Source organism: Methylorubrum rhodinum (genome assembly GCF_014199935.1).
GTDB lineage: Bacteria > Pseudomonadota > Alphaproteobacteria > Rhizobiales > Beijerinckiaceae > Methylobacterium > Methylobacterium rhodinum.
The window spans coordinates 108,367-133,696 of record NZ_JACHOP010000001.1 but is presented as its reverse complement, the minus strand read 5'-3'; the positions used below and the strand labels follow the sequence as shown (position 1 = coordinate 133,696).

Here is a 25,330-nt window from a genome sequence, read left to right as displayed (position 1 = left end):
CCACCGCTCCGATCGTCAGTCCGATCAATCGCTTGCGGGCCTTTGCTCAAGCACTGCCTCACGAATTCTTGCGAGAATCGGGGACATCCGGGTTTTTCCCAGATCGATCAGGCACTTGCGCCGGTTCTCTTGCGCGATCCGCCCTCCCCCGGCGCCGTTCCGCCGCCTCCGTTCAGCCTTCCTTTACCGCGTCCGGACGATCCTCTGGGGACGGTAGGACGCGTGCTGTCCGACCGAAAGCGTGATCCCGCCGGCCCTGCTTTCCGCGGCCGGAGGGAGCCCTGTGGCGTCGAGCGGAAAGCGGGCGGGCAACATGGCGGGTGTCAGGACGGCCGGATGGCATCCGGCGCAGCGATCCCTGCTGGGTCACGGGCCGGTCGCGCGGCTGGCCACGGCCTGCGCGGTGGCGCTTCTCGCCGCCAACTGCGCCGGCAAGCCGCCGCAATTCGCCGGCGCGGCCCCCTCCTCGGGCAACGGCATCGATCCGAAATACGGCGTGCGGGCGAGCCGGCGCGTCTACAACGAGGGCGAGGCGATCCCGAAGGGGGGCGGACGCCGCTTCTCGGGCAAGCCCTACGTGGTGGCGGGCAAGACCTACGTGCCCCGCGAGGACGCCCGCGGCTATGTCCGCGAGGGCCTTGCCTCGTGGTACGGCAGCGCCTTCCATGGCCGCGTCACCGCCAACGGCGAGGTGTTCGACCGCCACTCGATCGCCGCCGCCCACCCGACCCTGCCGCTGCCGAGCTACGTCCGGGTGACCAACCTCGACAACGGCTACTCGATGGTGCTGCGCGTCAACGATCGCGGGCCCTACCACGCCGGCCGCGTCATGGACGTGTCGGAGGAAGCCGCCCGCGCGCTCGACTTCCACCGCCGCGGCACCGCGCGGGTGCGGATCGAATATGCCGGCAAGGCCTCGATCGCCGGCAGCGACGACCGCAAGCTGCTGGCGTCGTTGCGCACCGACGGCACGCCGGCCAGCATCGGCCGCGCGCCGGTCATGATGGCCGATCTCGGTCCCTCCGATCCCGAACCCGCGCAGGAACGCCTCACCGAGCGGTTCGAGCGGCCCAATCGGGCCCTCGCCTTCAAGCCCGCCGACGAGCGCGACGACGCCCTCGAGGCGGTGCGGGAGGCAACCCCGGCGCCGCGCCCGGCCCGGCCCGCGCCGATCATGCTGGCGAGCGCGGCGAGCGTCGCCGTGCCGGCCGCCGTCCAGCCGACCGCAGCCCGCGGCACTCCATTCCGGCCCGTGGCCGTGGCGGCCCCGGCGGTCGCGGCCGCCGCCGCCCGCGCGCCGGAGCGGACGGCGCCCTCCCGCGAGCCGCACCGGGCGGTCGCCGAGGCCCGGAGCCCGGCCCCCGCCGGCCATCGCGACGCCCCCTTGCGTCTCGCACCGCCGCCGCTGCGCCTCGCCGCCGCCCCGCTCAAGGTGACGTCGGCGCCGGTCCCCGCCCGCGCCGCGCCCCTCCCGGTCACCGCCGCGAAGGCGCCCGCACGCCCGGCGGCGCCGGAACCGGTCTCCAGGACGGCAGAGTCCAAGACGGGGGCGATGCCGTCCGCCTCGAAGCTCGCCATCGCGCGCCTCGCGGCCGTCTCCGCCGCTCCGGCCAAGCCCGTCACTCCGGCGGCGGTCCCCGCGAAGGCACCGGCCAAGCCCTCGGCTCGCGCGAAGGTAGCCGAGGTCTACTGAACCCGCTTTCCGGCTCCGTTCCTCTCGCGCGAGGCGGAGCCGAACGGAAGCGAGGCGCACGACCGCTGCGGTGGCGCGCCCCGAGGTGGTTCCGCAGCCGATCCGCGACGGTGCCCTTGGGCACCGCGCAAAGATGATCGACCCGATGGAGACAGCGGCTCACGGGCGCCATGCGGCCGTGACAGGGCGCCCGGCGCACGAGGCAACCCGGACGAAGGCGTCCTCGCGCGAATGGGAGGGGGGCCGCGTCAGGCCACCGCGAGCGCCGCCTCGAAGCGGGCGCGGGCCTCGGCGACGTCGAAACGCTCGGGCGCGGCGAGGCGGGCCAGCGCGGCCCGGGCCCGGCGGGCGGGATCGCCGGCAAGACGCGGCGTCGCCTCCGCGACGGGGCGCATCTCGTCCATCCGGCCGTTGCAGTGGAGCACGACGTCGATCCCGGCCGCGAACGCGGCTTCGGCCCGCGTGCGGAACGGCCCCTGGAGCGCGTGCATCGACAGGTCGTCGGTCATCAGGAGGCCGTCGAAGCCGATCGCGCCGCGGATGATCTCGCGGATCACCGTCGGCGACAGGGTGGCGGGGCGCTCCGGGTCGATCGCGGTGAAGACGACATGCGCGCTCATGGCGAGCGGCAGGTCGGCGAGCGCCCGGAAGGGCCGAAAATCGCTCCCGGCGAGGCTCGCCCGGTCGGCCCCCACCACCGGCAGGTCGAGGTGGCTGTCGCAGGTGGCGCGCCCGTGGCCGGGCATGTGCTTGATCACCGGCAGGACGCCGCCCGCCAGGAGCCCCTCGGCGACGGCGCGGCCGGTGGCGATCACCGCCTCCGGCGAGGTGCCGAACGCCCGGTCGCCGACGATGTCGTTGGAGCCCGCCACCGGGACGTCGATCATCGGCGCGCAATCGACGTTGATGCCGACCTCGGCGAGGTCATGGGCCATCAGCCGGGCGCCGAGCCGGGCGAGGTCGAGGGGGAGCGCGCCGACGCTGCGGCCGGAGGGGTATTTCGGCCAGTGCGGCGGGCCCATGCGCTGCACCCGCCCGCCCTCCTGATCGATCAGGACCGGCGCATCGGGCCGGCCGACGGTCTCGCGCAAGGAGTGGGTGAGCGCGCGCACTTCGTCCGGCGTGCCGATGTTGCGCTTGAACAGGATGAAGCCCCAGGGCCGCAGGTCGCGGAAGAACGCGGTCTCCTCCGGCGTCAGGGTCGTGCCGGAGCAGCCGAGGATGACGGCGCGTGCGTCGGGGGCGGAGGTCATGGGGCCGGCGTCCTGAAAGCGAACGAGGGGCAACGACGCTATCGCGCTCGTGCAGCCCGCGCTCCGGAATCACTACGCCAACCGCGGAAGGCGCCTCTCCTCCCCCTTGCGGGGAGGAGATGGAGGTGGGGGTGGCTCAGGATGAGGCGGGAGCGGTGCCTTCTGCCCGACCCCCACCCCTACCCCTCCCCGCAAGGGGGAGGGGAATCGCGCGTCATTCGGCGCTCATCGCACGTTGAAGGTTCTCGTCAGCGAAAGAAAACTCAATTCTTCGCCACGAAGCACTGGCCGCCCGCCCCCTGCAGCTCGGTGCAGAGGCTCGAAGCTTCGGTCTTGGCGAGCGGCCCGACGCGGACGCGGTAGATCGTCTTGCCGTTGACCTCGGCCTGGCGGATCAATTCGGGCTTGCCGGAGAGCTGGCTGTACTTGGCCTGCATCTGCCGGAACGCGGCGCGGGCCTCGCTCTCGCTGCCGCGCACGCCGAGCTGGACCGAGAAGCCGCCGACGCTCGCCTGCGAGACGGCCGGGGCCGGTTCGGACGGCTCGGCCTGGGTGCTGGCGGTGGTCTCGACGGACGCGATCCGCTGGGGCGTCTTGCGCGGGGCGGGCGCCGGCTCGGCCTGGGCCGGCGTGGTGGCGTCGGCCATCGGCAGCGGCGCGGCGCTGGCGAGGGTGCGCGAGGGACGGCGCGGCGTGGCGGCGGGCGTCGAGCCGCCCGCGGCCTCGGGCAGCATCATGGTCGGGATCGGCGAGGTCGGCGGGACCTCGGCGGCCTGGGCTTGCGGGGCCGGGGCTTGAGCCGGCGGCGGCGTGTCGGGCTTGACCGCGACGGTGCGCACCCGGCGCGGCTCGCCGAGCGAATCGGTCAGCATGCCGCCCTGGCCCGGCGTGGCGCCGCCCTGGCCGGCCGCGGCCGGGCCGGCATCGCCGCGCGCGGCCGCCGTGCGGGCCGCCTGATTCACGTCGAGGGGCTGCTCCTCGCGGTTGACGATCTTGATCTGACCGTCCTTGGCGTTGCGGTCGTAGATCTGCTTGTTCTGGTCGGGGATCTCGACGCCGTCGGTCGCCGCGGGCTGGACCTTGAGCGGGGTCTTGTCGGCGAGCACGGTGATCGGCCCGGCGCTGCCGCCCTGGGTGCCGCGCCACGCCAGCGCGCCGCCGACGCAGACCGCCAGCACCGCGAGGCCGGCACCGACCTGGACCATCCGGCCGCGATGGCGCGGACGCTCGACGGGACCGGCGCGGTAACCTTCGCCGGCCTCGGCGAAGACCGCCTGATCCTCGGCCGGATGGCCCGCGTAGAGGCCCTGCTCGACGGAGGCGAGGTACTGGTCGAAGGCGTCGGCGGGGTTGGCGGGCTGGCCGCCCGCGGGCGGGGTGGGGGTGGTCATGGCGGGGCGTCCCTGGGCGGTCGGGTCATCCTGCGCCGGGGCGGGCGCGTCGAGGAAGGTCGGCTCGACCCGGCCGGGCCGGGCCTCCGTGGCGGGGGCGGCGGACTTCTCCCGCGCCTCCAGCAGCGCCCGGAACGGGTCGTCCTGCCCGACGATGCGGGCGAGCTCGGCCAGCGGGTCGGCCTTTGCAGCGCCATGGGCCGCCGCCTTGGCCTGCCCGTTCTCGCCCGCGCTCTGACGCAGCTCGCGCTCGAAGGCGTCGAAATCGACCGTCGCGCGCGAAGCGTGTCCCGTCATGGCCTCAACCTCATCAAACGCCCGACGGCGTCACCGCATCTCGTCCGGCGCGGAGACACCCAGAACCGCAAGGCCGGAGGCGAGCACGCCGCCGAGGGCCTCAACGAGGGCCAAGCGGGCCCGGGTGGACTTTCTGTCGGTTGGATTAACAATCCGTAATTGCGGCAAGTCTTTGCCCTTATTCCAGAAACTATGCAGCGAACTCGCGGTCTCATAGAGGTAGAACGCGATTCGGTGGGGTTCGTGGGCGGCGGCCGCCGATTCGAGCACCCGCGGATACTGGGCGATCAACCGCATCATCTCGATCTCGCCCGGATCGGTCAGCACCGACAGATCGGCCCCGCGAAGCAGGCCGTCTCGCGAAACGTCCTCGTCCGGCATGGCCTCGCGGGCCTGCCGCAGCACCGAGAAGCGGCGGGCATGCCCGTACTGCACGTAGAAGACCGGGTTGTCCTTCGACTGCTCGACCACCTTGGCGAGGTCGAAATCGAGTGTCGCGTCGTTCTTGCGGTAGAGCATCATGAAGCGGATCGCGTCGCGCCCGACCTCGTCGATGACGTCGCGCAACGTCACGAACTCGCCCGAGCGCTTCGACATCTTCACCGGCTCGCCTGCGCGCAAAAGCCGCACCAGCTGGCAGAGCTTGACGTCGAGCCGGGCCTCGCCGTCGCTCACCGCCTGCACGGCCGCCTGCATGCGCTTGACGTAGCCGCCGTGGTCGGCGCCGAGCACGTCGATGAGTTCGGTGGCACCCCGCAGCCACTTGTCGCGGTGATAGGCGATGTCGGAAGCGAAGTAGGTGTAGGTGCCGTCGGACTTCAGCAGCGGCCGGTCCACGTCGTCGCCGAACCCGGTCGAGCGGAACAGGGTCTGCTCGCGATCCTCCCAATCCTCGGGCAACTGACCCTTGGGCGGGGGCAGGCGGCCCTCGTAGACGAGGCCTTTGTCGCGAAGCGCCGCGAGCAGTTCGGCGACCTTGTTGCCGGCCTCGCCGCCCTGGAGCGTCGCCTCGGAGAAGAACACGTCGTGGCGGATGCCGATGGCTGCGAGATCCTCGCGGATCATGTCCATCATCGCGTCGATGGCGAAGCGGCGCACCGGCGGCAGCCACGCGGACTCGGGCTGGTCGAGCAGCGCGCGCCCCTGCGCCTCGGCGAGCTTTTCGCCCACCGGCTTGAGGTAATCGCCGGGATAGAGGCCCTCGGGAATCGTGACCGCCTCGCCGAGCGCCTCGCGGTAGCGCAGGTAGGCGGAGCGGGCGAGCACATCGACCTGCGCGCCGGCGTCGTTGATGTAGTATTCGCGCGTCACGTCGCGGCCGGCGGCGACCAGGAGGTTGGCGAGCGCGTCGCCGAACACCGCGCCGCGCCCGTGGCCGACATGCATCGGCCCGGTCGGGTTGGCCGAGACGTACTCGATGTTGACCTTGCCGCCCGGCATTTTTGCACGCCCGAAGTGTTCGCCCTCGGACAGGGCGGCGCGGATCACCTCGTGGAAGACTTTTGGATCGAGCCGCAGGTTGATGAAGCCGGGGCCGGCCACGCTCGCCTCGACGATGCGCGGATCAGCGCGCAGTTCCGCGGCCAGCGCTTCGCCCAGCGCCTTCGGGTTCTGACGCGCCTCCTTGGCCAGCACCAGGGCGGCGTTGGTGGCGAGATCGCCGTGGGCGGGATCGCGCGGCGGCTCGACCAGCACGCGCGACAGGTCGAGCCCCGCGGGCAGCGTGCCGGAGCGGATCAGAGCCTCGAGGGCCTCCCGCACACGGGTCTCGAAGAGGGCGAAGATGTTCATGGGGCGAGACGCATTCCGCTGGCGCGGCCGCGCGGCGAACGGGTCGGGCGGCCGAAAGGTCAGGGCCGCGGCATAGCAACGGGCGCGGGGGGTGTCACGGATAGGGGTCGAATTTGCGGTCCTGATCCCTCCTGCCTCCGCTGCTCTCATGCAAGGCATCATGTCACCCCTATCTATGCTAGGGATCGAGGCTGCCCGGAGGTAGGCGAGATGGCTGCTGCAGCGGCAATGGCATTGGAAGTTTTGGGAAGGGGGCTTGTGGCTCCCAAGCATTTGAGTGTGTTAAGTTTCGAAGCAAGCACTGCCTGGCCAACAACAGAGGCACAGTTTGCAGAATTTCTACATGACGCTGAAGTAGAATTTTTCGAGTGGAAACAAGAACTTGCGCCGCTAATAGACGAGCTTCGCGCAACTTTTTCAGAAAATGGAGAAAATCCAGAGAATATTGTGAGCTTCATCGATACTGTCGTGGAGGCAATTAGCGCAAAGATCGAAAATGAAAAAGCCGCACTCAAAAGCGACGAAAAAATTCGCAAGAGAATCGTTAAACTAAACAAGTCTCAGGGCGATGATGGTTGGTTCTTAAAATTCCATGATAATTTTACTGCTCTCGCCAGGAAGTGGAACAACGAAAGAATAGGTTTTTATTATAGATTAATAGCCCTTCGGGCCGATTACGACCCGAACGCGCGCGGCGGACCCACTTTCAACGACACAAAATCTTTAAACGAATTTCTTTCTTCGATAAAGCCGTCCTGATGGCCGAGGTTCGGCTCACACCGAAATTCGTCAAGGCGCTGCAGAAGCTCGGGCACAAGCAGATGGAGCGCGCCAAGAAGTCCCTGCTGCAGTTCCAGGCCAACCCGCGCCATCCCTCGCTGCATTTCGAAAAGCTGAGCGGCTCGAACTACTGCACGATCCGCGTCGACATGAACCATCGGATCGTCGTGCGGGACGAAGGCGACGATCGCTATGAGATGGTGGACATCGGCAACCACGACTACGTGGACCGCGCCTACGGATAGGCGGTCAGGCGCTCCGGCATCAACCCGATCAGCACGCTCCGAAACTCCCCCGGCAACGGCACCGGCCGGCGCGTCGTCCGGTCCACGTAGACATGCACGAAATGCCCCTGCGCGGCGGCCTCGTCCGAATCGGGCGCGAAGATCGCGACCTCGTAGCGGACGCTGGAGCGGCCGAGACGGGCCACCCGCACGCCCGCCGTCAGCGCATCGGGAAAGGCCACGGGGGCGAAGTAGCGGCAGCCGGTCTCGACCACGAGGCCGATGACCGGGCCGTCGGCGATGTCGAGGGCGCCCGCTTCGACCAGGATGCCGTTCACCGCCGTATCGAAGAAGGCGTAGTAGACCACGTTGTTGACGTGCCCGTAGACGTCGTTGTCGCCCCAGCGCGTGGCGAGCGGCACGAGGCGGGGATACCGGCTGCGGGTCGCGCGGGGGGCTTTTTCAGTGTCGCTCACGGCTCTCTTCGGTTTTGTCCGGGACGGCGTGCGGCTTCAGTAGAATGCACCGTTGCGCGGTCGCCGTCCGAGGCGGCGTTGTGGGATCCGACGCCTCTACAGGAGATCGCGATTCCATGAAGTCCCTCGTTCTGACGGGCGCGGCGCTGGCCGCCCTCATCGCCCTCCCGGCCACCGCCCAAGCCGGAGGCTTCGGCCGCCACGGCGGCTTCGGTGGTCATCATGGCGGGTTCGGCCATCACGGTGGGTTCGGCGGTCACCGCGGCGGCTTCGGCGGCCATCGTAGCTTCGGCCATCATGGCGGCTTCGCCGGTCACCGCGGCTACGGCTATGCCGGTAGCGGCTATGGCCGGGGTTACGGCGGCTACGGCCGGGGCGTCGGGCTCGGGCTGGCGGGTGCCGGCGTGGGGCTCGGCCTCGGTCTCGCCGCGGGCGCGCTCTCGGCCGGCAGCACCTACGGCTCGGGGTATGGCTACGGCTCGGGCTACGGTTACGGCGCGCGTTACGGCTACGCCCCGGCCTACGGCTACGGAACCGGCTACGCTCCGGCCGCTTACGGCTACGCCCCGGCCGCCTACGGCACGGGCTACGGCACCGCCACCGGATACGCCCCGGCCTACAACACCGGCTCGAACTGCGTCTGCTACTGAGCCTCACGGCTCCGTCAGCGGGAGCCCGCGGCTCGGCGGGCTCCAGTGGAGATCGGGCGTCTCGGCAAAGAGGCGCCCGTGTTCCAGCACCGCGTAGGTGTCGGTCATGCCGGCGATGTAGTCGGCCACCCGCCGCGCCAGCCGCGCCTCGCCCGCGCCCGAGAGCCCCTCGCACCATTCCGGCGGCATCCGGGTCGGGTCCTCACGGAAGGCGGAAAACAGGTCGGCCACGATGGCGTTGGCCTTGGCCCGCACCGCCATGACGCCCGGATGGCGGTACATCCGCGCGTAGAGGAAGCGCTTGATCGAGGCGTCGGCCTCGGCGATTCCGGCCGAGAAGGCGATGACCGGCGCGTCCGCCCCGCGGATGTCGGCGACGGTCTTCGGCGCCAGCGCGGCGAGCCGGGCCTCGCCCTCGCGGATCACGTCCTCGACGAAGCGGGTGATGACCCGCCGCGCCAGCTCGTGGATCTTTCGCGACGGTTCGAGGCCGGGGTGGAGCCGCTCGATCTCGTCGAGCAGCCCCTTCAGGAACGGCACGGTGGCGAGGTCGGCGAGGTCGAACAGCCCGGCCCGCAAGCCGTCGTCGAGGTCGTGCGCGTCGTAGGCGATGTCGTCGGCCAACGCCGCGGCCTGCGCCTCCGGCCCGGCGAAGCGCGACAGCTCCAGATCGTTGATCGCGTCGTATTCGATCACCGCCGCCGGGATGCCGGTGGCAGCGTAGCGCCTGACCGGGGCGCCCGACGCGTCGAGCAGCGGCCCGTTGTGCTTGACCAGCCCCTCCAGCGTTTCCCAGGTGAGGTTGAGCCCGTCGAAGCCGGCGTAGCGCCGCTCCAGCCGGGTGACGATGCGCAGCGCCTGGGCGTTGTGGTCGAAGCCGCCGTAGGCCGCCATGCAGGCGTCGAGCGCGTCCTCGCCGGTATGGCCGAAGCAGGTATGGCCGAGGTCGTGGGAGAGCGCGAGCGCCTCCGCCAAGTCCTCGTCGAGGCCGAGCGCGCGGGCAAGCGCACGGGCGATCTGGCTGACTTCGAGGGTGTGGGTCAGCCGGGTTCGGTAATGGTCGCCCTCGTGATGCACGAAGACCTGGGTCTTGTGCTTGAGGCGGCGGAAGGCCGTCGAGTGGACGATGCGGTCGCGGTCGCGCTGGAAGTCGCTGCGGGTCGGCGAGGCGGCCTCCGGGATCAGCCGGCCGCGGGTCGCGCCCGGATCGGTCGCGTATTGCGCCCGCCAGCGCTCGCCGTTCTGCCGCACTGTCTCGCCTTCCCCGCGTTCGGCCGCGTTGCGGCCCCGGTCATCAACCCATATCTTGGCCTCATATCTTGCGTGGAACGCGCCCGCGGCAATCGCGGCCGCAGACCCACACACAGGTTCGAGACGGGACCGCCACCGCGATGGCCGACATCAATCTGACCGCCCGCGCCGCCAAGCGCATCAACGAGATCATGGGCTCGGAGCCACCGGGCTCGTCGCTGCGCATCAGCGTGAACGGCGGCGGCTGCTCCGGGTTCTCCTACGCCTTCGACATCACCGCGGCCCGCGAGGGCGACGACGTGGTGATCGAGCGCGACGGCGCCACCGTGCTGGTCGATCCGACCTCGCTCGAATACATGGGCGGGGCGACCATCGATTTCGTCAACGACCTGATCGGCCAGTCCTTCAAGATCGAGAACCCACAGGCCACCGCCTCCTGCGGCTGCGGCACGTCCTTCGCGATCTGATCCCGCATCGGGGCATCACGGCGTTCCGTATCGTCGGGAGCGAACGGCGCTCCCCTCGACGCCCGAGGCAAGCCGGAAACAACGCCCCTCCGTGGCCTCCGCGCAATTGCCTCGCCTGTGGAAAACCGGCAGGGATGGGGCCCGCACACGGCTCCCTTCCCTCGACAGCCTTCGATCCGATCGAACCATGACGCTTCCGACGCGCCGTCCCGTCCTCACGCGGGCGCTGCTCGCCCCGGCCTGCGCCGCCGCCCTGCTGGCCGCGCCCGCCGCGTCGCCGTTGCTCGCGCCCGTCGCGGCGCAGGAGGCGGCCTCCGCGGTCCAGGACCTCGTCCTCGAGAACGTCGCGCTCACCTTCGGCGAGACCGGTGTGAGCGCGCCGCGGGTCGCGGTGAGCGGCACCCGGCTGTCGAAGGAGGAGCTGCTGGCGATCTTCCAGGGCGACGCCAAGGAGAGCTGGGGCACCCGGCTCCAGCGCCTCGACGCGGGCAGCCTGACGATGCCGGAACTGCGGGTCGAGCGCCGCGGCGAGAAGCGGCAGGTCGTGACCTACCGCGACGTGACCGCGCGCAACGTCCATGGCGGGCGCATCAGCGAGCTGACGTCGGCCGGCGCGACCCTCTCGGTCGAGGGTGCGGCCGGGCAGCCGGCCAAGGCCAGCGGCAGCTACGGCAAGATCCGGGCGGAGGAGGTCGATCTGACCGCGCTCGCCCGCCTCTACGCCGAGGCCGGCACCGCCCGCAGCGGCTTCCAGCGGCTCTACGCGGCGCTTGCGGTCGAGGCCATCGCCTTCGTCGACGAACGCGGCACCACCGTCTCGATCGCGCGGCTCGCCGGCCGCGACCTCGCCGGGCGCCAGACGCCCGCCACGTGGTCCGGCGCGGTCGAGTCGCTGGCGGGCGCCGACCTGTCGCAGCCCGATCCGGCCAAGCGCGCACGGGCTGCCGGTCTCGTCGCCGATCTCGCCGAATCGGTCTCGGTCGGGAGCCTGGAGGCGAACGACATCGCGGTGAAGGAGGTGAGGGGGCCCGATCCGCTGCATTTCGGCATCGGCCGGTTCTCCTACACCGGCAACGGCGCCGAGGCCGGCGTGAGCCTCGCCGACATCGCCTTCGGCTCGGCGGAGGCGAACGGCAGGCTCGGACGGCTGGCGCTCACCGGCTTCTCGCTGGAACCCACCATCGCCACCCTGCGGCGCCTCGCCAAGGCGGCGCCCGACAAGCCCGCCGCCCCGGAGAAGCCGGGCGAGAAGCCCGCGCCGCTGCCGCCCGCCGTCGATCCAGCGGCGCAGGAGGCGGAATGGCGCCGCCTGACCCCCGTGATCGGTACCCTGACCCTCTCCGATCTCAATCTCGATCTGCCCGGGCACGGCGCCGATGCCGCGGCCAAGCCGATGTCGATCGGCGTGCGCGGCGGCAGCGTCACCTTCGGCCCGCCCAAGGACGGCGTGCCGACGGCGAGCCGCCTGTCGCTGACCGGGCTGACCCTGCCGGCGAGCGCGGTGGAGAGCGTGCCGGGCCTCGGCTCGCTCGGCCTCTACGGCTACCGCGACCTCGACCTCGACGTGATCGCCGACACCGCCTGGAACGAGGGCACGAAGGAGCTGTCCTTCAACGAGCTGTCGCTCACCGGCAAGGACATGGGCAAGCTTCGCCTCAACGCGACGCTCGGCGGCATCGGCCCCGACGTGTTCGATCCCGATGCGGCGGTCTCGGGCTTCGCCATGCTCTCGGCCACCGCCAAGGCGCTCGACCTGACCCTGGAGAACGGCGGCCTGTTCGACCGTTTCATCACCGCCCAGGCCAAGACGTTGAGCCTCAAGCCCGACGAGTTGCGCAAGGAATACGTCACGGCGAGCGTCATCGGCGTGCCGGTGATCCTCGGCAACTCCGCCGCCGCCAAGGCGATCGGCGCGGCGATGGGCAAATTCGTCTCGAAGCCCGGCACGCTGTCGATCAGCGCCAAGGCCAAGAACGGCGAGGGTCTCGGCATGGTCGACGTCAGCACCGCCCCGACCCCGGCCGCCGTGCTGGACAAGCTGGAGGTGAACGCCAAGGCGGAGTGAAGGCGAAGCCGGAGCGGGCTGCGGCCGCGGCGACCCGTCAATACGCGCTTTGTCCCGCCCGCGGCCTCCTGTGCTGCTTGTGTTCGCGCAAGCCGATCCCTAGGTTCGCCCCAATTCACGCGTTCAGGAGAGGCGCCGCCGCCATGGGGCCGCGGCGCAGGAGGTTGCCATGGGCAGCATGAGTGTCTGGCACTGGGTCATCGTGGCGGTCGTCGTCATGCTGCTGTTCGGCCGTGGCAAGGTGTCCGAGCTGATGGGCGACGTCGCCAAGGGCATCAAGGCCTTCAAGAAGGGCATGGCCGACGACGAGACCGCGCCGGGCGTCAACAACGCCGTGCCGCCGCCGTCCGCCGGCGAGCCGATGCGGACCTTGCCGCCGAACCCGGCTCCGGGCGCGACCCATGCGAGCCCGCAGCAGACCCACGTGCCGGCCGGCGATCACAAGGCGCTCTGACGGACCACGCGCTGCGACGCCATGAGACCGGCGTCGGACGGGATGGCGCGGACGGCGCGACCGTCCTAATCAGGCGCGGACCCGCGGGACGGACGCTGCAATGCTGGACATGAGCTGGGGCGAGGTGATGCTGATCGGCGGCGTCGCCCTGATCGTCATCGGACCCAAGGACCTGCCGAAGGCCCTGCGTACGCTGGGGCAGGTGACCACCAAGGTCCGCCGCATGGCGGGCGAGTTCCAGCACCAGTTCAGCGAGGCGATCCGGGAGGCGGAACTCGACGAGGTCCGCCGCGACGTCGAGGGCGTGAAGCGCACGGTCGATGCCGCCAAGCCCGGCTTCAACCCGGTCGATACCATCCGCAACGAGATCCGCAGCGCCGTCGAGGGGCGCGCCCCGTCCCCTGCCGCTCCCGCCAAGGAGACCGGCAGCTTCGACGTGCCGCGCCCCGGCGCCGAGCAGCAGGCCGCCGTGGCAAATCCCCCTGCGGCTCCTTCCACGGCGAGCCCCGCCACGGCCAAGCCCGAGACAGGCCCGACTCCATGACCGACGAGCGTGACGAGGCCGAGATCGAGGCCTCGCGGGCGCCCCTCCTGGAGCACCTGATCGAGCTGCGCTCGCGACTGATCAAGTCGCTGATCGCCTTCATCGTGATGTTCTTCGGCTGCTTCTTCTTCTCGAAGAACATCTACAACATCCTCGTCCATCCCTACGTCTCGGTGGTCGGCGCCTCGAACGCCGAGCTGATCGCGACCCACTTCCTCGAGCAGGTCTTCACCAACATCAAGCTCAGCGTGTTCGGCGCGGGCTTCCTGTCGTTTCCGGTGATCGCCACCCAGGTCTATGCCTTCGTGGCGCCGGGGCTGTACCGCAACGAGCGGCAGGCCTTCCTGCCCTATCTCGTGGCGACGCCGGTCTTCTTCGTGCTCGGCGCGCTAGTGGTCTACTTCCTGGCGATGCCGCTGCTGATCCAGTTCTCGGTCTCGCTGCAGCAGATCGGGCAGCCGGGCGAGGCGACGATCAAGCTGTTGCCGAAGGTCGACGAGTACCTCTCGCTGATCATGACGCTGATCTTCGCCTTCGGGCTGGCTTTCCAGATGCCGGTGATCCTCACCCTGCTCGGTCAGGTCGGCGTGATCGACGCGGCGTTCCTACGGGAGAAGCGGCGCTACGCCATCGTGCTGGTGTTCGTCGCCGCCGCGATCCTGACCCCGCCCGACGTGATCTCGCAGCTCTCGCTCGCGATCCCGATGCTGCTGCTCTACGAGGCCTCCGTGTTCTCGGTCGCCCGCATGGACAAGATCCGCGCCGCGCGCCGCCGCGCGCAGGGGCTGGAGGACTGAAGCACGCGAAATCCGATCGGCGCGACATCGCCGATCGCCCCCGCGACTGCGGGGCGGCGGACGTCCGCCGGGCGCGGTGGCCTCGGCCACCGCCGCTCAGCGTAAGCGAAAAATAAACTCGCTTGCGCATCACTCTGTCGTGCGCAAGCTGGATGCCGCGAACCTCCGCCCCATAACCCCCTCCGAAATCCGATCCGGAGGAGACGACATGAGACGGACGATGTGGACGGCGCTCGCGGTCGCGGCGATGACGACGTTCGGCGGCGGCGCCTTCGCGGCGCCGGAGTTGCAGCGCGTGCGCGGCACGGTCGAGAAGAGCGAGGGCGGCACGCTCACGGTCAAGACCGTTGAGGGCGGCACGCAGACGGTGCAGATCGACGGCGCGACCTTCGCCTGGGTGGTGAAGTCGAGCCTCGACCAGATCAAGGACGGCGTCTTCATCGGCACCGCCACCAAGGGCGACAACCCGCCGACCGCGCTGGAAGTCGTGCTGTTCCCCGAGGAGATGCGCGGCACGGCGGAAGGCCACTACGCCTGGGACGCGATCCCCGACCAGACCGGCGGCGGCTCGGTGGTGAAGAGCTCGATGACCAACGGCACCGTGAAGGCCGGCGGTGCCAGTTCGGGCGGCGCCCCGAAGGTCAAGAGCTCGATGACCAACGCCACCGTCACCGGCAACACCGCCAGCGGCGCCGCGGGCGAGCGCACGCTCACCGTCACCTACGACAAGGACGGCTCGAAGACGATCGTGGTGCCGCCCAAAGCCCCGATCGTCGCGTTCGAAAAATCCGACAAGTCGGTGCTGACGCCCGGCGGCAAGGTGTTCGTGGTCGCCGCCAAGGACGGCGACAAGCTGACGGCCAAGCTGGTCGCGGTCGGCAAGGACGGCCTCACCCCGCCGATGTGATTCTTTTCGAGTTATTGGCGCCCGCCCGTGCATCGGGCGGGCGCCGTCGGTGTCGTCAGGACCGTCCTTGGGCGAGGCTCAAGGACGGTTTTTCTTTTGACCGCATCACCGCTGTGGCGGCGAGCCCAAGCCCGATCAGCGACACCACCGCCGCCAGCACCGGCAACTCGCGATAGCCGGCGCCCAGCGTCAGCGCCGTGCCGCCGAGCCACGCGCCGGTGGCGTTGCCGAGGTTGAACGCGCCCTGGTTCAGGGTCGAGGCGAGGTTCGGCGCATCGCTCGCCGCTTCCACCACCCAGACCTGAAGCGGCGAGACCAGCGCGAAGGCCAGCGCGCTCCACACAACCAGCACGGCGAGCGCCGGCACCGTGTGGGGCGCGACGAAGGCTAGGACGAGCAGCACCCCGACGATGCCGGAAAAACTCCCGAGCACGGTGCCCATCAGGCTGCGGTCGGCGAGCCAGCCGCCCGCGAGGTTGCCCACCGTCAGCCCGACGCCCGCGGCGAACAGTGCGCCCGTGACGCCGCCGGGCGTCAGCCCGGTCACGCCGGTGAGGAAGGGGGCGATGTAGGTGAAGACGGTGAAGAAGCTCACCGAGGACAGGGTCGAGACCAGCATCGGCCGCAGCACGGGCCAACGCCCGAGCGCCCGGAATTCCTTGGCCAGTCCGCCGCGCGTTCCCGGCATCCCGCCGGGCAGCGCGAACGCGATGGCGGCGCCTGCCGCGAGCCCGATCCCGACCACGGCCCAGAAGGTCGCGCGCCAGCCGAGCGCCTGACCGAGTGCGGTGCCAAGCGGCACGCCGAGCACGTTGGCGAGCGTGAGTCCTGCAAACATCAGCGCCACGGCCTGCGTGCGCTTCTCCTTGGGCACGAGGTCGCGGGCGACGATGGCGCCGATGCCGAAGAAGGCGCCGTGGGCGAACGCCGTCGCGACGCGGGCCGCCATCAGCGGCCAGTAGGCCGGCGCGAGCGCGCAGGCGAGGTTGCCCAGAGTGAACACCGCCATCAGGGCGAGCAAAGCGGCCTTGCGCGGCAGCCGCGCGGTCGCCATCGCGACGATGGGCGCGCCGATCACGACGCCCATGGCGTAGCCCGAGACGAGGTGGCCCGCCTGCGGGATGGTGACGGAAAAATCGCGGGCCACCTCGGGCAGCAGCCCCATGATGACGAACTCGGTGGTGCCGATGCCAAACGAGGCGACGGCGAGCGCGAGGATGGGGAGCGGGAGCATGGGGCTCCTTCGGACACGGGGGAGGGCGCGATGGTGCGCTGCGGTAAGCCCGGTAGATGGCCGCTTCCGTCGCTGCGTGGACCGGGAGGGGGCGGGAGGCTGGCCTGCGCGCGGGGCAGGGCTGCGGCTTTCCGCGAGAGCGCCGATGCCGTAGATCCGCGGCGAGTCACCCCCAAAACATACCCGCGGACGCCATGATACGCCTCGACAAGATCGGCAAGCAGAACGGCCGGCAGCTCGTCTTCGTCGAAGCCTCCGCTGCGCTGCAGAAGGGCGAGAAGGCCGGGCTCGTCGGCCCGAACGGCGCCGGCAAGACCACCCTGTTCCGGATGATGACCGGCGAGGAGCCGCCGGACGAGGGCCAGGTCTCGACCGACCGCGGCATCACCATCGGCTATTTCAGCCAGGATGTCGGCGAGATGTCCGGGCGCAGCGTGGTCGCCGAGACCATGGCCGGGGCCGGGCCCGTCAGCGAGATCGCGGCCGAACTCAAGGCGATCGAGGCGGGGTTGGCCGATCCCGACCGCGCCGACGAGATGGAGGCGCTGATCGAGCGCTACGGCGAGGTGCAGGGCCGGTTCGAGGAACTCGACGGCTACGCGCTGGAGGGCCGGGCCTACGAGGTGCTGGCGGGCCTCGGCTTCAGCCAGGAGATGATGGACGGCGATGTCGGCAAGCTGTCGGGCGGCTGGAAGATGCGCGTGGCGCTCGCCCGCATCCTGCTGATGCGCCCCGACGTGATGCTGCTCGACGAGCCGTCGAACCATCTCGATCTCGAGAGCCTGATCTGGCTGGAAGATTTTCTGAAGAACTACGACGGCGCGCTGATGATGACCTCGCACGACCGCGAGTTCATGAACCGCATCGTCACCAAGATCGTCGAGATCGACGGCGGCAGCCTCACGACCTATTCGGGCGATTACGGCTTCTACGAGCAGCAGCGGGCGATGGCCGACACGCAGGCCCAGGCGCAGTTCGAGCGCCAGCAGGCGATGCTGGCCAAGGAGATCAAGTTCATCGAGCGCTTCAAGGCGCGGGCGAGCCACGCCGCGCAGGTGCAGAGCCGGGTGAAGAAGCTCGACAAGATCGAGCGGGTCGAGCCCCCGAAGCGCCGCCAGACGGTGGCCTTCGAGTTCCAGCCCGCGCCGCGCTCGGGCGACGACGTCGCCATGCTCAAGGGCATCCACAAGAAGTACGGCAGCCGCATCGTCTACGAGGGGCTCGACTTCTCGATCCGCCGCAAGGAACGCTGGTGCATCATGGGCATCAACGGCGCCGGCAAGTCGACGCTCCTGAAGCTCATCACCGGCAGCACCCCGCCGGATGCCGGCACGGTCACGGTCGGCGGCAGCGTCAAGCTCGGCTACTTCGCCCAGCACGCCATGGACCTGCTCGATGGCGACGCCACCGTCTTCGGCGATCTCGAAGCGAGCTTCCCACAGGCCGGCCAGGGCTCGCTGCGGGCGCTCGCGGGCTGCTTCGGCTTCTCGGGCGACGATGTCGAGAAGCCGTGCCGGGTGCTCTCGGGCGGCGAGAAGGCGCGCCTCGTGATGGCCAAGATGCTGTTCGACCCGCCGAATTTCCTGGTGCTCGACGAGCCGACCAACCACCTCGACATCGGCACGAAGGAGATGCTGATCGACGCGCTGTCGCAGTTCGAGGGGACGATGCTGTTCGTCTCCCACGACCGCCACTTCCTCGCCGCGCTCTCGAACCGCGTGCTGGAGCTGACGCCGGACGGGGTGCACCAGTACGGCGGCGGCTACACCGAATACGTCGCGCGCACCGGCCAGGAGGCGCCGGGGCTGCGGGGGTAGGGCGCCTCGACGGCACCGAAACGGCCGCTTCTCCTCCCCCTCGTGGAGGGGAGGTGGGAGGTGGGGTGGTGCAGGAGGCGCTGCTCTTGCCTCATCCTGAACCACCCCCACAAGGGGGAGGGGGAGGCCCGACGTCATAGATCGAGCCTCACTCGAAACCGGCATTCGTTCGTCTCAGCGAACGAGAGACGATCGGCGCGAAAGGACGCCCCGATCCCGCGAGGCGTCGTCGCGGAGAGCCGCCGCGAAGAACATTCCCTTTATCACCCGACGCGGCAGGCTATCCTTTTCCACCTCGGATCAACAACGCAAGATCGATCCGTTGCTCCGAGGCCCCTGCATTCATTACATTTCCGTCCAACGACACACGCTCATCCCGCACAACGAACGGCATCCTTCTCCGGCGGACGGCGCGACCTTGCGCCGGCTGACGGGAGAGCTGTGCCGATCGGCCGCCGGACGAGCCAGCAGGACGGATACCCCGCATGCCCACCCGGATCGTCGCCTTCTCGGGCAACACGCACCGCCCCTCGCGCACCCGCACCCTGGTCGAGGCGGTGGCCGCCGAGGTGGCGCGGCTGCGGCCTATCGAGCTGAAGGTGTTCGATCTCGTCGATGCCGGCACCGGCATCGCGGTGGCGAACCGCTCGGCCCTGCCGCTGCCGGCCGCCCGCATCGTCGAGGCGATCGAGGGCGCGGACGCGCTGATCGTCGGCTCACCGGTCTACAAGGGCAGCTATGCCGGCCTGTTCAAGCACCTGATCGACTTCGTCGGCCCGGAGACGCAGGTCGGCAAACCGGTGGTGCTCACCGCGACCGGCGGCGGCCCGCGCCACGCGCTCGTGGTCGAGCATTCCCTGCGTCCGCTGTTCGGCTTCTTCGCGGCCCAGACCGCGCCGACCTCGGTCTATGCCGGCGACACCGAGATCGCCGACGGCAGGGTCGCCGACGACGTGGTGCGGGCCCGCGTCGCGCAGGCCGCCGCGGAACTCGCCCGGCTGATCGATGCGGCCGCGCCCCGAGAGGCGCATCATGAGGCGCTCCCCCGCGCCGCCGCGCGCTGAGGGCGGGCGATGCTCCACCGTCGTCATCTCCTCGCCGTCGGCCTCGCGACCGCGCTGGTGCCGCGGGCGAGCCGCGCCGCCGAGCCCGGCGTGCTGCGCATCGGCTACCAGAAGAACGGCATCCTCGCGGTCGCCCGCGAGCAGGCCGCGATCGAGGCGCGGCTGAAGGGGCAGGGCGCAACGGTCCGCTGGGTCGAGTTCTCGTTCGGCCCGCCGCTGCTGGAGGCCTTGAATCTCGGCGCGATCGATTTCGGCCAGACCGGCGACGCGCCGCCGATCTTCGCCCAGGCGGCTGGCGCCAACCTCGTCTACGCCGCCGCCCAGCCGAACGGCGGCTCGGGCGCGGCGATCCTGCTGCCGAAGGGGTCGACCATCGGTTCGCTGGCCGAACTCAAGGGCAAGCGCGTCGCCTTCGCCAAGGGCTCCTCCTCGCACAACCTCATCGTCGCCGCGCTGGAGAAGGCGGGGCTGACCTACCGCGACATCACCCCCGTGCTGCTGAGCCCCGCCGACGGCGCCGCGGCGTTCGCGGGCGGCACCGTCGATGCCTGGACGGTGTGGGATCCCTACTTCGCCATCGCCGAGCAGGGGGAGGGGGTGCGCGTGCTGGCGCAGGCGCCCGAGATCACCCCCACCAACAACTTCTTCCTGGCCAACAAGACCTTCGCCGAGGCGCAGCCCGCCCTCCTCGACGGCGCGCTCGCGGCGCTCGGCGAGGTCGCGATCTGGTGCGAGGCCAACCGCGGCTCGGTCGCCGCCAGCCTGTCGCGCATCACCGGCGTGCCGCTCGCCGCCACGCGCCGCACGGTGGACCGCATCCGCTACGTCATCGCGCCGATGGACGAGGTCGTGATCGCCGAGCAGCAGCGCATCGCCGATCGCTTCCACGGCCTCGGCATCATTCCCCGCCCCATCCGCGTCGCCGACATCGTCGGACGTCAGCGCAACACCAACAACGGATGAGCCCCACCATGGCCGATTCCGCCGCCATCCGCTCGCTTCCCGGCCGCGCCCGCGCCGCCGAGGCCATCCCGAAATCCGCCGCCCGATACGATGCCGGGCGCCTGCTGCCCTGGCTGCTGCCGACCCTCGTCATCGTCGGCTGGCAGGCGGCGGCGAGCCTGGGACTGGTCTCCACCCGCTTCATGCCCGCTCCCCTCGACGTCGCCGCCGCGGGCTGGCGCCTCGCGCTGACGGGCGAATTGTTCGAGAACCTCTGGGTCAGCTTCGCGCGGGCGGCGACCGGCTTCCTGATCGGCGGCGGCATCGGCCTGTTCTTCGGGCTCGCCAACGGGCTGTCGCGCCTGTCGGAGCGGCTCACCGACACCAGCTTGCAGATGGTGCGCAACGTGCCCCACCTGTCGCTGATCCCTCTGGTGATCCTGTGGTTCGGCATCGACGAGGAGGCCAAGCTCTTCCTCGTGGCGCTGGGCGTGTTCTTCCCGATCTACGCCAACACGCTCCACGGCATCCGCTCGGTCGATCCGCAACTGATCGAGATGGGCCGGGTCTACGGCATGAACCGGCACGAACTCTTTTGGCGCGTGGTGCTGCCCGGCGCGCTGCCGTCGATCTTCGTCGGCGTGCGCTACGCTCTCGGCATCATGTGGCTGACGCTGATCGTGGCCGAGACGATCTCGGCCAATTCCGGCCTCGGCTACATGGCGATGCAGGCCCGCGAGTTCATGCTGGTCGATGTCGTGGTGCTGGCGATCCTGATCTACGCCGCCCTCGGCAAGCTCGCCGACAGCCTGACCCGCGCCCTGGAGCGCGCCTGCCTGAGCTGGAACCCGGCCTACCGGAACACGTGAGAGGTTTTTTCGACCTCCCAGCCATCCCACCCATTCCCCTCATCCTGAGGTGCCTCTTGCCTCGGCAAGGGGCCTCGAAGGAGGGCTCCAGGGATCACAGCGACTTCTGGAGCCCTCCTTCGAGGCTACGCTTCGCTCCGCACCTCAGGATGAGGGGGGAGGGGTGGGATGAGCGACGCGACCCGAACCTCGAAGCTCGGACCTGAAAAATGACCGCCGCCCTCCGCCTCTCCGAAACACCCGACCGCGGCCTCGCCATTCACGTGCGCGGCCTCGCAAAATCCTTCGAGAACGGCCCCGCCGTCATCCGCGGTCTCGACCTCACGATCCCCGCCGGCCAGTTCGTCGCCGTGGTCGGGCGCTCGGGCTGCGGCAAGAGCACCCTGCTGCGGCTGATCCTCGGCCTCGAAGAACCGAGCGCCGGCCGCATCACGCTCGACGGCAGCGAACAAACGAAGAGAATCATGTTCCAGGAGCCGCGGCTGCTGCCCTGGGCGCGGGTCGCCGACAACGTCGCCGTCGGGCTCTCCCGCGACATCGGCAAGGCCGACCGCAAGGTCCGCGCCCTCGACGTGCTGCGCGAGGTCGGGTTGTCGGAAAAGGCCGGGCAATGGCCCGCCACCCTGTCGGGCGGTCAGCGTCAGCGCGTGGCCCTCGCCCGCGCGCTGGTCAGCCGCCCGGCGCTGCTGGCGCTGGACGAGCCGCTCGGCGCCCTCGACGCGCTCACCCGCATCGAGATGCAGGCGATGATCGAGCGGATCTGGGAGGCCCAAGGCTTCACCGCGATCCTCGTCACCCACGATGTCGGCGAGGCGGTGGCGATGGCCGACCGCATCCTCGTGATCGAGGAGGGCGCCATCGCGCTCGACGTCGATGTCGACGTGCCCCGCCCCCGCCGCCGCGGCGACCCGGCGCTCGCCGAGTTGGAGGGCCGCATCCTCGACCGGCTGCTGCGCAACGGCGCCTGATTTTTTTGGAAGACTTTCCGGAGCGTACCCCCATGAGCACTTCGACCGGCCTACCGAGCAACCCGCCCACCGACGGCAAGACCGACGTCCTGTGGTTCCTGCCGACCCACGGCGACGGCCGCTATCTCGGCGCCTCCGAGGGCGCCCGCGACGTGTCGCTGCCCTATCTCCGGCAGATCGCGCAGGCCGCGGACGAGCTCGGCTATTTCGGCGTGCTGCTGCCGACGGGACGTTCCTGCGAGGATTCCTGGGTGGTCGCCTCGGCGCTGGCACCCCTGACCCAGCGCCTGCGCTTCCTCGTCGCCGTGCGGCCGGGCCTGCAGGAGCCGTCGGTGGCCGCCCGCATGGCCGCGACGCTCGACCGGATCTCGGACGGGCGCCTCCTCATCAACGTCGTCACCGGCGGCGACCCCGTCGAGCTGAAGGGCGACGGCGTGTTTCTGGCGCATGACGAGCGCTACGAGGTGACCGACGAGTTCCTGCACATCTGGCGCGGGCTGATGGCCGGCGAGACCGTGAACTTCGAGGGCAAGCACCTGCGCACCGAGGGCGGCCGGGTGATCTTCCGCCCCGTCCAGGCGCCGTATCCGCCGCTCTATTTCGGCGGCTCCTCGCCCGCCGGCATCGAGGTCGCGGCCGAGCATTGCGAGGTCTACCTCACCTGGGGCGAACCGCCCGCAGGCGTTGCCGAGAAACTCGCCCGCGCCCGCGAGGCCGCCGAGAAGAAGGGCAAAAAATTCTCCTACGGCATTCGGCTCCACGTCATCGTGAGGGAGACCGAGTCCGAGGCGTGGGCGGAAGCCGAAAAACTGATCTCGCGGCTCGACGACACCACCATCGCCCAGGCGCAGGCCACCCTGAAGCGTCAGGATTCGGAAGGGCAGAAGCGGATGATGGCGCTGCACGGCGGCGACCGGAACAAGCTGGTGGTCTCCCCCAACCTCTGGGCCGGCGTCGGCCTCGTGCGCGGCGGCGCGGGCACGGCGCTCGTCGGCTCGGCGACCCAAGTCGCCGACCGGATGAAGGAGTACATCGATCTCGGCATCGACCGCTTCATCCTCTCCGGCTACCCGCACCTGGAGGAGGCCTACCGCTTCGCCGAACTGGTCTTCCCGAAGCTCCCCTTGCGCGCCACCACCGGCCGGGCGCCGAGCACCGCGCGCAACAACGGCCCGTTCGGCGAGGTCATCGCCAACGACATCGTGCCGACCCGCCGCGTCGGCGCACATTGAGGAGGCGCGAGATGCAAACCCGCTCCCGCGCGCTCTCCCGAACCCCCTTGGCGCCGACGATCCTGTCGCGCCTCTGGCTCGCGCTCGCCGCCCTGATCTTCGCGAGCTTGACGCTCGCCGCCCGTGCCGACGATAAAGTGGTGCGGATCGGCTACCAGAAATACGGCACGCTGGTGCTGCTGAAGGGCCGCGGCAACCTCGAGCCGAAGCTCAAGGCGCTCGGCTACCGGGTGCAGTGGTCGGAGTTCCCCTCCGGCCCGCCGCTGCTGGAGGCGCTGAACGCCGGCGCGATCGATTTCGGCTCGGCCGGCGAGACCCCGCCGATCTTCGCCCAGGCCGCGAGCGACGCACTCGCTTACGTGGCGCATGAGCCCGCCGCGCCCCAGGGCGAGGCGATCCTGGTGCCCAAGGCGAGCCCGATCCGGTCGGTCGCCGACCTGCGGGGGAAGAAGGTCGCGCTCAACAAGGGCTCGAACGTCCATTACCTGCTGGTGCGGGCGCTCGACGCCGCCGGACTCTCGCTCGCCGACATCACCCCGGTCTACCTCGCTCCCGCCGACGGTCGGGCCGCGTTCGAGCGCGGCGCGGTCGATGCCTGGGTGATCTGGGACCCGTTCTTCGCGGCGGCGGAAGCCGGCGGCAACGCCCGCGTGCTCGCCGACGGCACCGGCCTCGTGCCGAACCATCAGTTCTACCTGTCCTCCCGCGATTTTTCCGCGAAGAACGGCGCCGCACTCGACGCGGTCGTGGCGGCGGTGGCCGAGGTCGATGCCTGGGCCAAGGACAACACCGACGCCGCCGCCAAAGAGCTGAGCCCGTCCGTCGGCATCCCGGCGCCGATCCTCGCCGCCGCGCTCCGGCGCCAGACCTACGGCATCCGCCCGCTCGATGCCGCGGTGACCGCCGAGCAGCAGCGCATCGCCGACACGTTTCACGGCCTCGGCCTGGTCCCGAAGGCGGTCGACATCGCTGGCGCCGTGCGCAAGCCGGGGAGCTAGCTCCCTTTCCCCTCATCCCACCCAACTCCCTCATCCTGAGGTGGCGGCGCGCAGCGTCGCCCTCGAAGGAGGGCTCCAGGGATCGCGCGCGTACTGGAGCCCTCCTTCGAGGCTGCTTCGCAGCACCTCAGGATGAGGGGGTTGGGTGGGAAAATCAGAACCGAACCAACCCTCACGTCCTCCCGTACCGGTACCCCCCGTGATCCGCTCCCTCCTCGCCGCTCTCGCGCTCCTCGCCGCCGGCCTCGCGCCAGTTGCGGCGCAAGACCCGTCCACCCTGCGCATCGGCTACCAGCGCTCCTCCACCCTCATCGCGCTGCTGCGCGAGGACCGCGCCCTGGAAACCGCGCTCAAGCCCCTCAACGTCGAGGTCTCCTGGCACGAGTTCACCAGCGGCCTGCCGATCATGGAGGCGCTGAACGTCGGGCGCATCGACGTGTCGGCCGATGTCGCCGACACCGTGCCGGTCTTCGCGCAGGGGGCGAACGCGAGGATCACCTATTTCGCGCAGGAGGCCGCCTCGCCGACCGCGCAGGCGATCCTGGTGCCGGGCGATTCCCCGCTGAAGTCAGTCGCCGAGTTGAAGGGCCGCAAGGTTGCCGTCACCAAGGGCGCGGGCAGTCACTACCTGCTGCTCGCTGCGCTCAAGGCCGAGGGGCTGCCGTTCAAGAGCATCGTTCCGGCCTATCTGACCCCCGCCGACGGGCGCAGCGCGCTCGCCGGCGGCAGCGTCGAGGCCTGGGTGGCCTGGGACCCGTTCCTGTCGGCGGCCGAGGTCCAGGCCGGCGCCCGCGTCCTCAAGGACGGCACCGGCCTGTCGGACTACAAGCGCTACTACCTCGCCTCCGACGACTATGCCGCCAAGCGGCCGGACGTGCTGGCCCTGCTGTTCGGCAAGCTCAAGGAGACGGGCGCCTGGGTGAAGGCCAACCCGGAGGCCGCGGCCGAGCGGCTCGCCGCCCTGTGGAAGATCGAGGCGCCCATCGTTCTCAGGGCCAATGCCCGCCGCACCTACCGGGTCGAGCCGGTGACCCTCGACGGGCTCACCGAGCAGCAGACCATCGCCGACGCCTTCCGGGCCGAGGGGCTGCTGCCGCGGGCCGTCGATGCCGCGGCGCTCCCGGTCTGGGCGCCGCCGACCCGCTGACCGTCAAAAGGATTTTTGG

The 25,330-nt window shown here is 70.3% G+C and carries 24 protein-coding genes; 18 read left to right on the top strand and 6 right to left on the bottom strand.

Annotated features, from left to right (window positions below; all coding sequences use genetic code 11):
• Positions 1-313 precede the first annotated feature (313 nt).
• Complete coding sequence (locus HNR00_RS00615; RefSeq protein ID WP_183564209.1) at positions 314-1,693, top strand: septal ring lytic transglycosylase RlpA family protein; 1,380 nt, start codon at positions 314-316, stop codon at positions 1,691-1,693.
• Positions 1,694-1,941: 248 nt separating this feature from the next.
• Here the strand turns inward: HNR00_RS00615 and HNR00_RS00610 are convergent, their stop codons facing one another.
• The 3 genes from HNR00_RS00610 to argS all read right to left on the bottom strand — a co-directional run bounded on the left by HNR00_RS00610 (position 1,942) and on the right by argS (position 6,425).
• Positions 1,942-2,946, bottom strand: a complete 1,005-nt coding sequence (locus tag HNR00_RS00610; protein WP_183563226.1) for a glycoside hydrolase family 3 N-terminal domain-containing protein — start codon at positions 2,944-2,946, stop codon at positions 1,942-1,944.
• Positions 2,947-3,209: 263 nt separating this feature from the next.
• Positions 3,210-4,634, bottom strand: a complete 1,425-nt coding sequence (locus tag HNR00_RS00605; RefSeq protein WP_183563223.1) for an SPOR domain-containing protein — start codon at positions 4,632-4,634, stop codon at positions 3,210-3,212.
• A 30-nt stretch (positions 4,635-4,664) separates the two neighbouring features.
• Positions 4,665-6,425, bottom strand: coding sequence for an arginine--tRNA ligase (argS, locus tag HNR00_RS00600; RefSeq protein WP_183563221.1), 1,761 nt, complete (start codon positions 6,423-6,425; stop codon positions 4,665-4,667).
• A gap of 210 nt (positions 6,426-6,635) precedes the next feature.
• Here argS and HNR00_RS00595 point away from each other — a divergent pair, with 210 nt between their 5' ends.
• Together HNR00_RS00595 and HNR00_RS00590 are read left to right on the top strand one after the other, a co-directional pair.
• The gene (locus HNR00_RS00595; RefSeq protein WP_183563218.1) at positions 6,636-7,184 is read left to right on the top strand and encodes a hypothetical protein; all 549 of its coding nucleotides are present in this window, start codon (positions 6,636-6,638) and stop codon (positions 7,182-7,184) included.
• The gene (locus HNR00_RS00590) at positions 7,184-7,450 is read left to right on the top strand and encodes a ParE family toxin-like protein (protein WP_183563215.1); all 267 of its coding nucleotides are present in this window, start codon (positions 7,184-7,186) and stop codon (positions 7,448-7,450) included. The genes HNR00_RS00595 and HNR00_RS00590 overlap by 1 nt, the downstream gene beginning before the upstream one ends.
• Here the strand turns inward: HNR00_RS00590 and HNR00_RS00585 are convergent.
• Positions 7,441-7,905 carry an acyl-CoA thioesterase gene (locus HNR00_RS00585; protein WP_183563212.1) on the bottom strand — a complete coding sequence of 155 codons (465 nt, stop codon included), beginning with the start codon at positions 7,903-7,905 and terminating at the stop codon, positions 7,441-7,443. The two genes, HNR00_RS00590 and HNR00_RS00585, sit on opposite strands and share 10 nt — an antisense overlap.
• A gap of 116 nt (positions 7,906-8,021) precedes the next feature.
• On the opposite strand from HNR00_RS00585, the gene HNR00_RS25745 reads away from it, so the two are divergent.
• Positions 8,022-8,555, top strand: a complete 534-nt coding sequence (locus tag HNR00_RS25745) for a hypothetical protein (RefSeq protein WP_183563210.1) — start codon at positions 8,022-8,024, stop codon at positions 8,553-8,555.
• Between the two features lie 3 nt (positions 8,556-8,558).
• Here the strand turns inward: HNR00_RS25745 and HNR00_RS00575 are convergent, their stop codons facing one another.
• Positions 8,559-9,806, bottom strand: coding sequence for a deoxyguanosinetriphosphate triphosphohydrolase (locus tag HNR00_RS00575; protein WP_183563207.1), 1,248 nt, complete (start codon positions 9,804-9,806; stop codon positions 8,559-8,561).
• Positions 9,807-9,946: 140 nt separating this feature from the next.
• On the opposite strand from HNR00_RS00575, the gene HNR00_RS00570 reads away from it, so the two are divergent.
• From HNR00_RS00570 to HNR00_RS00545, 6 genes are all read left to right on the top strand, one after another.
• The gene (locus tag HNR00_RS00570; RefSeq protein ID WP_183563204.1) at positions 9,947-10,273 is read left to right on the top strand and encodes a HesB/IscA family protein; all 327 of its coding nucleotides are present in this window, start codon (positions 9,947-9,949) and stop codon (positions 10,271-10,273) included.
• A 187-nt stretch (positions 10,274-10,460) separates the two neighbouring features.
• The gene (locus tag HNR00_RS00565) at positions 10,461-12,338 is read left to right on the top strand and encodes an aq_1923 C-terminal domain (protein WP_183563201.1); all 1,878 of its coding nucleotides are present in this window, start codon (positions 10,461-10,463) and stop codon (positions 12,336-12,338) included.
• 169 nt (positions 12,339-12,507) lie between these two features.
• Complete coding sequence (locus HNR00_RS00560; RefSeq protein ID WP_183563198.1) at positions 12,508-12,792, top strand: twin-arginine translocase TatA/TatE family subunit; 285 nt, start codon at positions 12,508-12,510, stop codon at positions 12,790-12,792.
• A 100-nt stretch (positions 12,793-12,892) separates the two neighbouring features.
• The gene (gene tatB / locus HNR00_RS00555) at positions 12,893-13,336 is read left to right on the top strand and encodes a Sec-independent protein translocase protein TatB (protein WP_183563195.1); all 444 of its coding nucleotides are present in this window, start codon (positions 12,893-12,895) and stop codon (positions 13,334-13,336) included.
• On the top strand, positions 13,333-14,133 hold the full coding sequence (tatC, locus tag HNR00_RS00550; RefSeq protein WP_183563192.1) for a twin-arginine translocase subunit TatC: 801 nt from the start codon (positions 13,333-13,335) through the stop codon (positions 14,131-14,133). The genes tatB and tatC overlap by 4 nt, the downstream gene beginning before the upstream one ends.
• A gap of 208 nt (positions 14,134-14,341) precedes the next feature.
• The gene (locus tag HNR00_RS00545) at positions 14,342-15,040 is read left to right on the top strand and encodes a metal ABC transporter permease (protein WP_183563188.1); all 699 of its coding nucleotides are present in this window, start codon (positions 14,342-14,344) and stop codon (positions 15,038-15,040) included.
• Between the two features lie 55 nt (positions 15,041-15,095).
• On the opposite strand, the gene HNR00_RS00540 is transcribed toward HNR00_RS00545, so the two are convergent.
• Complete coding sequence (locus HNR00_RS00540) at positions 15,096-16,274, bottom strand: MFS transporter (RefSeq protein WP_183563185.1); 1,179 nt, start codon at positions 16,272-16,274, stop codon at positions 15,096-15,098.
• A 194-nt stretch (positions 16,275-16,468) separates the two neighbouring features.
• Between HNR00_RS00540 and HNR00_RS00535 the strand changes: the two genes are divergently transcribed.
• From HNR00_RS00535 to HNR00_RS00500, 8 genes are all read left to right on the top strand, one after another.
• The gene (locus tag HNR00_RS00535; RefSeq protein ID WP_183563182.1) at positions 16,469-18,091 is read left to right on the top strand and encodes an ABC-F family ATP-binding cassette domain-containing protein; all 1,623 of its coding nucleotides are present in this window, start codon (positions 16,469-16,471) and stop codon (positions 18,089-18,091) included.
• 485 nt (positions 18,092-18,576) lie between these two features.
• Positions 18,577-19,155, top strand: coding sequence for an FMN reductase (gene msuE / locus HNR00_RS00530; protein WP_183563179.1), 579 nt, complete (start codon positions 18,577-18,579; stop codon positions 19,153-19,155).
• A gap of 9 nt (positions 19,156-19,164) precedes the next feature.
• Positions 19,165-20,118, top strand: coding sequence for an aliphatic sulfonate ABC transporter substrate-binding protein (locus tag HNR00_RS00525; protein ID WP_183563176.1), 954 nt, complete (start codon positions 19,165-19,167; stop codon positions 20,116-20,118).
• 8 nt (positions 20,119-20,126) lie between these two features.
• Positions 20,127-20,966 (top strand): aliphatic sulfonate ABC transporter permease SsuC, encoded by an 840-nt coding sequence (gene ssuC / locus HNR00_RS00520; RefSeq protein WP_183563173.1) that lies wholly within the window; start codon positions 20,127-20,129, stop codon positions 20,964-20,966.
• Between the two features lie 209 nt (positions 20,967-21,175).
• The gene (locus tag HNR00_RS00515) at positions 21,176-21,934 is read left to right on the top strand and encodes an ATP-binding cassette domain-containing protein (RefSeq protein ID WP_183563170.1); all 759 of its coding nucleotides are present in this window, start codon (positions 21,176-21,178) and stop codon (positions 21,932-21,934) included.
• A 32-nt stretch (positions 21,935-21,966) separates the two neighbouring features.
• Positions 21,967-23,166, top strand: a complete 1,200-nt coding sequence (gene ssuD / locus HNR00_RS00510; protein ID WP_183563167.1) for an FMNH2-dependent alkanesulfonate monooxygenase — start codon at positions 21,967-21,969, stop codon at positions 23,164-23,166.
• An 11-nt stretch (positions 23,167-23,177) separates the two neighbouring features.
• Entirely contained in the window at positions 23,178-24,164 is a 987-nt protein-coding gene (locus HNR00_RS00505) for a sulfonate ABC transporter substrate-binding protein (RefSeq protein ID WP_183563164.1), read from the top strand.
• 199 nt (positions 24,165-24,363) lie between these two features.
• Entirely contained in the window at positions 24,364-25,311 is a 948-nt protein-coding gene (locus tag HNR00_RS00500) for an aliphatic sulfonate ABC transporter substrate-binding protein (RefSeq protein WP_183563161.1), read from the top strand.
• The last annotated feature ends 19 nt before the right edge of the window (positions 25,312-25,330 follow it).

Excerpts from the sequence above, each read along its gene's own strand:
- HNR00_RS00615 (WP_183564209.1), top strand. The coding sequence starts at position 314 with ATGGCGGGTGTCAGGACGGCCGGATGGCATCCGGCGCAGCGATCCCTG.
- HNR00_RS00610 (WP_183563226.1), bottom strand. The coding sequence starts at position 2,946 with ATGACCTCCGCCCCCGACGCACGCGCCGTCATCCTCGGCTGCTCCGGC.
- HNR00_RS00605 (WP_183563223.1), bottom strand. The coding sequence starts at position 4,634 with ATGACGGGACACGCTTCGCGCGCGACGGTCGATTTCGACGCCTTCGAG.
- argS (WP_183563221.1), bottom strand. The coding sequence starts at position 6,425 with ATGAACATCTTCGCCCTCTTCGAGACCCGTGTGCGGGAGGCCCTCGAG.
- HNR00_RS00595 (WP_183563218.1), top strand. The coding sequence starts at position 6,636 with ATGGCTGCTGCAGCGGCAATGGCATTGGAAGTTTTGGGAAGGGGGCTT.
- HNR00_RS00590 (WP_183563215.1), top strand. The coding sequence starts at position 7,184 with ATGGCCGAGGTTCGGCTCACACCGAAATTCGTCAAGGCGCTGCAGAAG.
- HNR00_RS25745 (WP_183563210.1), top strand. The coding sequence starts at position 8,022 with ATGAAGTCCCTCGTTCTGACGGGCGCGGCGCTGGCCGCCCTCATCGCC.
- HNR00_RS00570 (WP_183563204.1), top strand. The coding sequence starts at position 9,947 with ATGGCCGACATCAATCTGACCGCCCGCGCCGCCAAGCGCATCAACGAG.
- HNR00_RS00565 (WP_183563201.1), top strand. The coding sequence starts at position 10,461 with ATGACGCTTCCGACGCGCCGTCCCGTCCTCACGCGGGCGCTGCTCGCC.
- HNR00_RS00560 (WP_183563198.1), top strand. The coding sequence starts at position 12,508 with ATGGGCAGCATGAGTGTCTGGCACTGGGTCATCGTGGCGGTCGTCGTC.
- tatB (WP_183563195.1), top strand. The coding sequence starts at position 12,893 with ATGCTGGACATGAGCTGGGGCGAGGTGATGCTGATCGGCGGCGTCGCC.
- tatC (WP_183563192.1), top strand. The coding sequence starts at position 13,333 with ATGACCGACGAGCGTGACGAGGCCGAGATCGAGGCCTCGCGGGCGCCC.
- HNR00_RS00545 (WP_183563188.1), top strand. The coding sequence starts at position 14,342 with ATGAGACGGACGATGTGGACGGCGCTCGCGGTCGCGGCGATGACGACG.
- HNR00_RS00540 (WP_183563185.1), bottom strand. The coding sequence starts at position 16,274 with ATGCTCCCGCTCCCCATCCTCGCGCTCGCCGTCGCCTCGTTTGGCATC.
- HNR00_RS00535 (WP_183563182.1), top strand. The coding sequence starts at position 16,469 with ATGATACGCCTCGACAAGATCGGCAAGCAGAACGGCCGGCAGCTCGTC.
- msuE (WP_183563179.1), top strand. The coding sequence starts at position 18,577 with ATGCCCACCCGGATCGTCGCCTTCTCGGGCAACACGCACCGCCCCTCG.
- HNR00_RS00525 (WP_183563176.1), top strand. The coding sequence starts at position 19,165 with ATGCTCCACCGTCGTCATCTCCTCGCCGTCGGCCTCGCGACCGCGCTG.
- ssuC (WP_183563173.1), top strand. The coding sequence starts at position 20,127 with ATGGCCGATTCCGCCGCCATCCGCTCGCTTCCCGGCCGCGCCCGCGCC.
- HNR00_RS00515 (WP_183563170.1), top strand. The coding sequence starts at position 21,176 with ATGACCGCCGCCCTCCGCCTCTCCGAAACACCCGACCGCGGCCTCGCC.
- ssuD (WP_183563167.1), top strand. The coding sequence starts at position 21,967 with ATGAGCACTTCGACCGGCCTACCGAGCAACCCGCCCACCGACGGCAAG.
- HNR00_RS00505 (WP_183563164.1), top strand. The coding sequence starts at position 23,178 with ATGCAAACCCGCTCCCGCGCGCTCTCCCGAACCCCCTTGGCGCCGACG.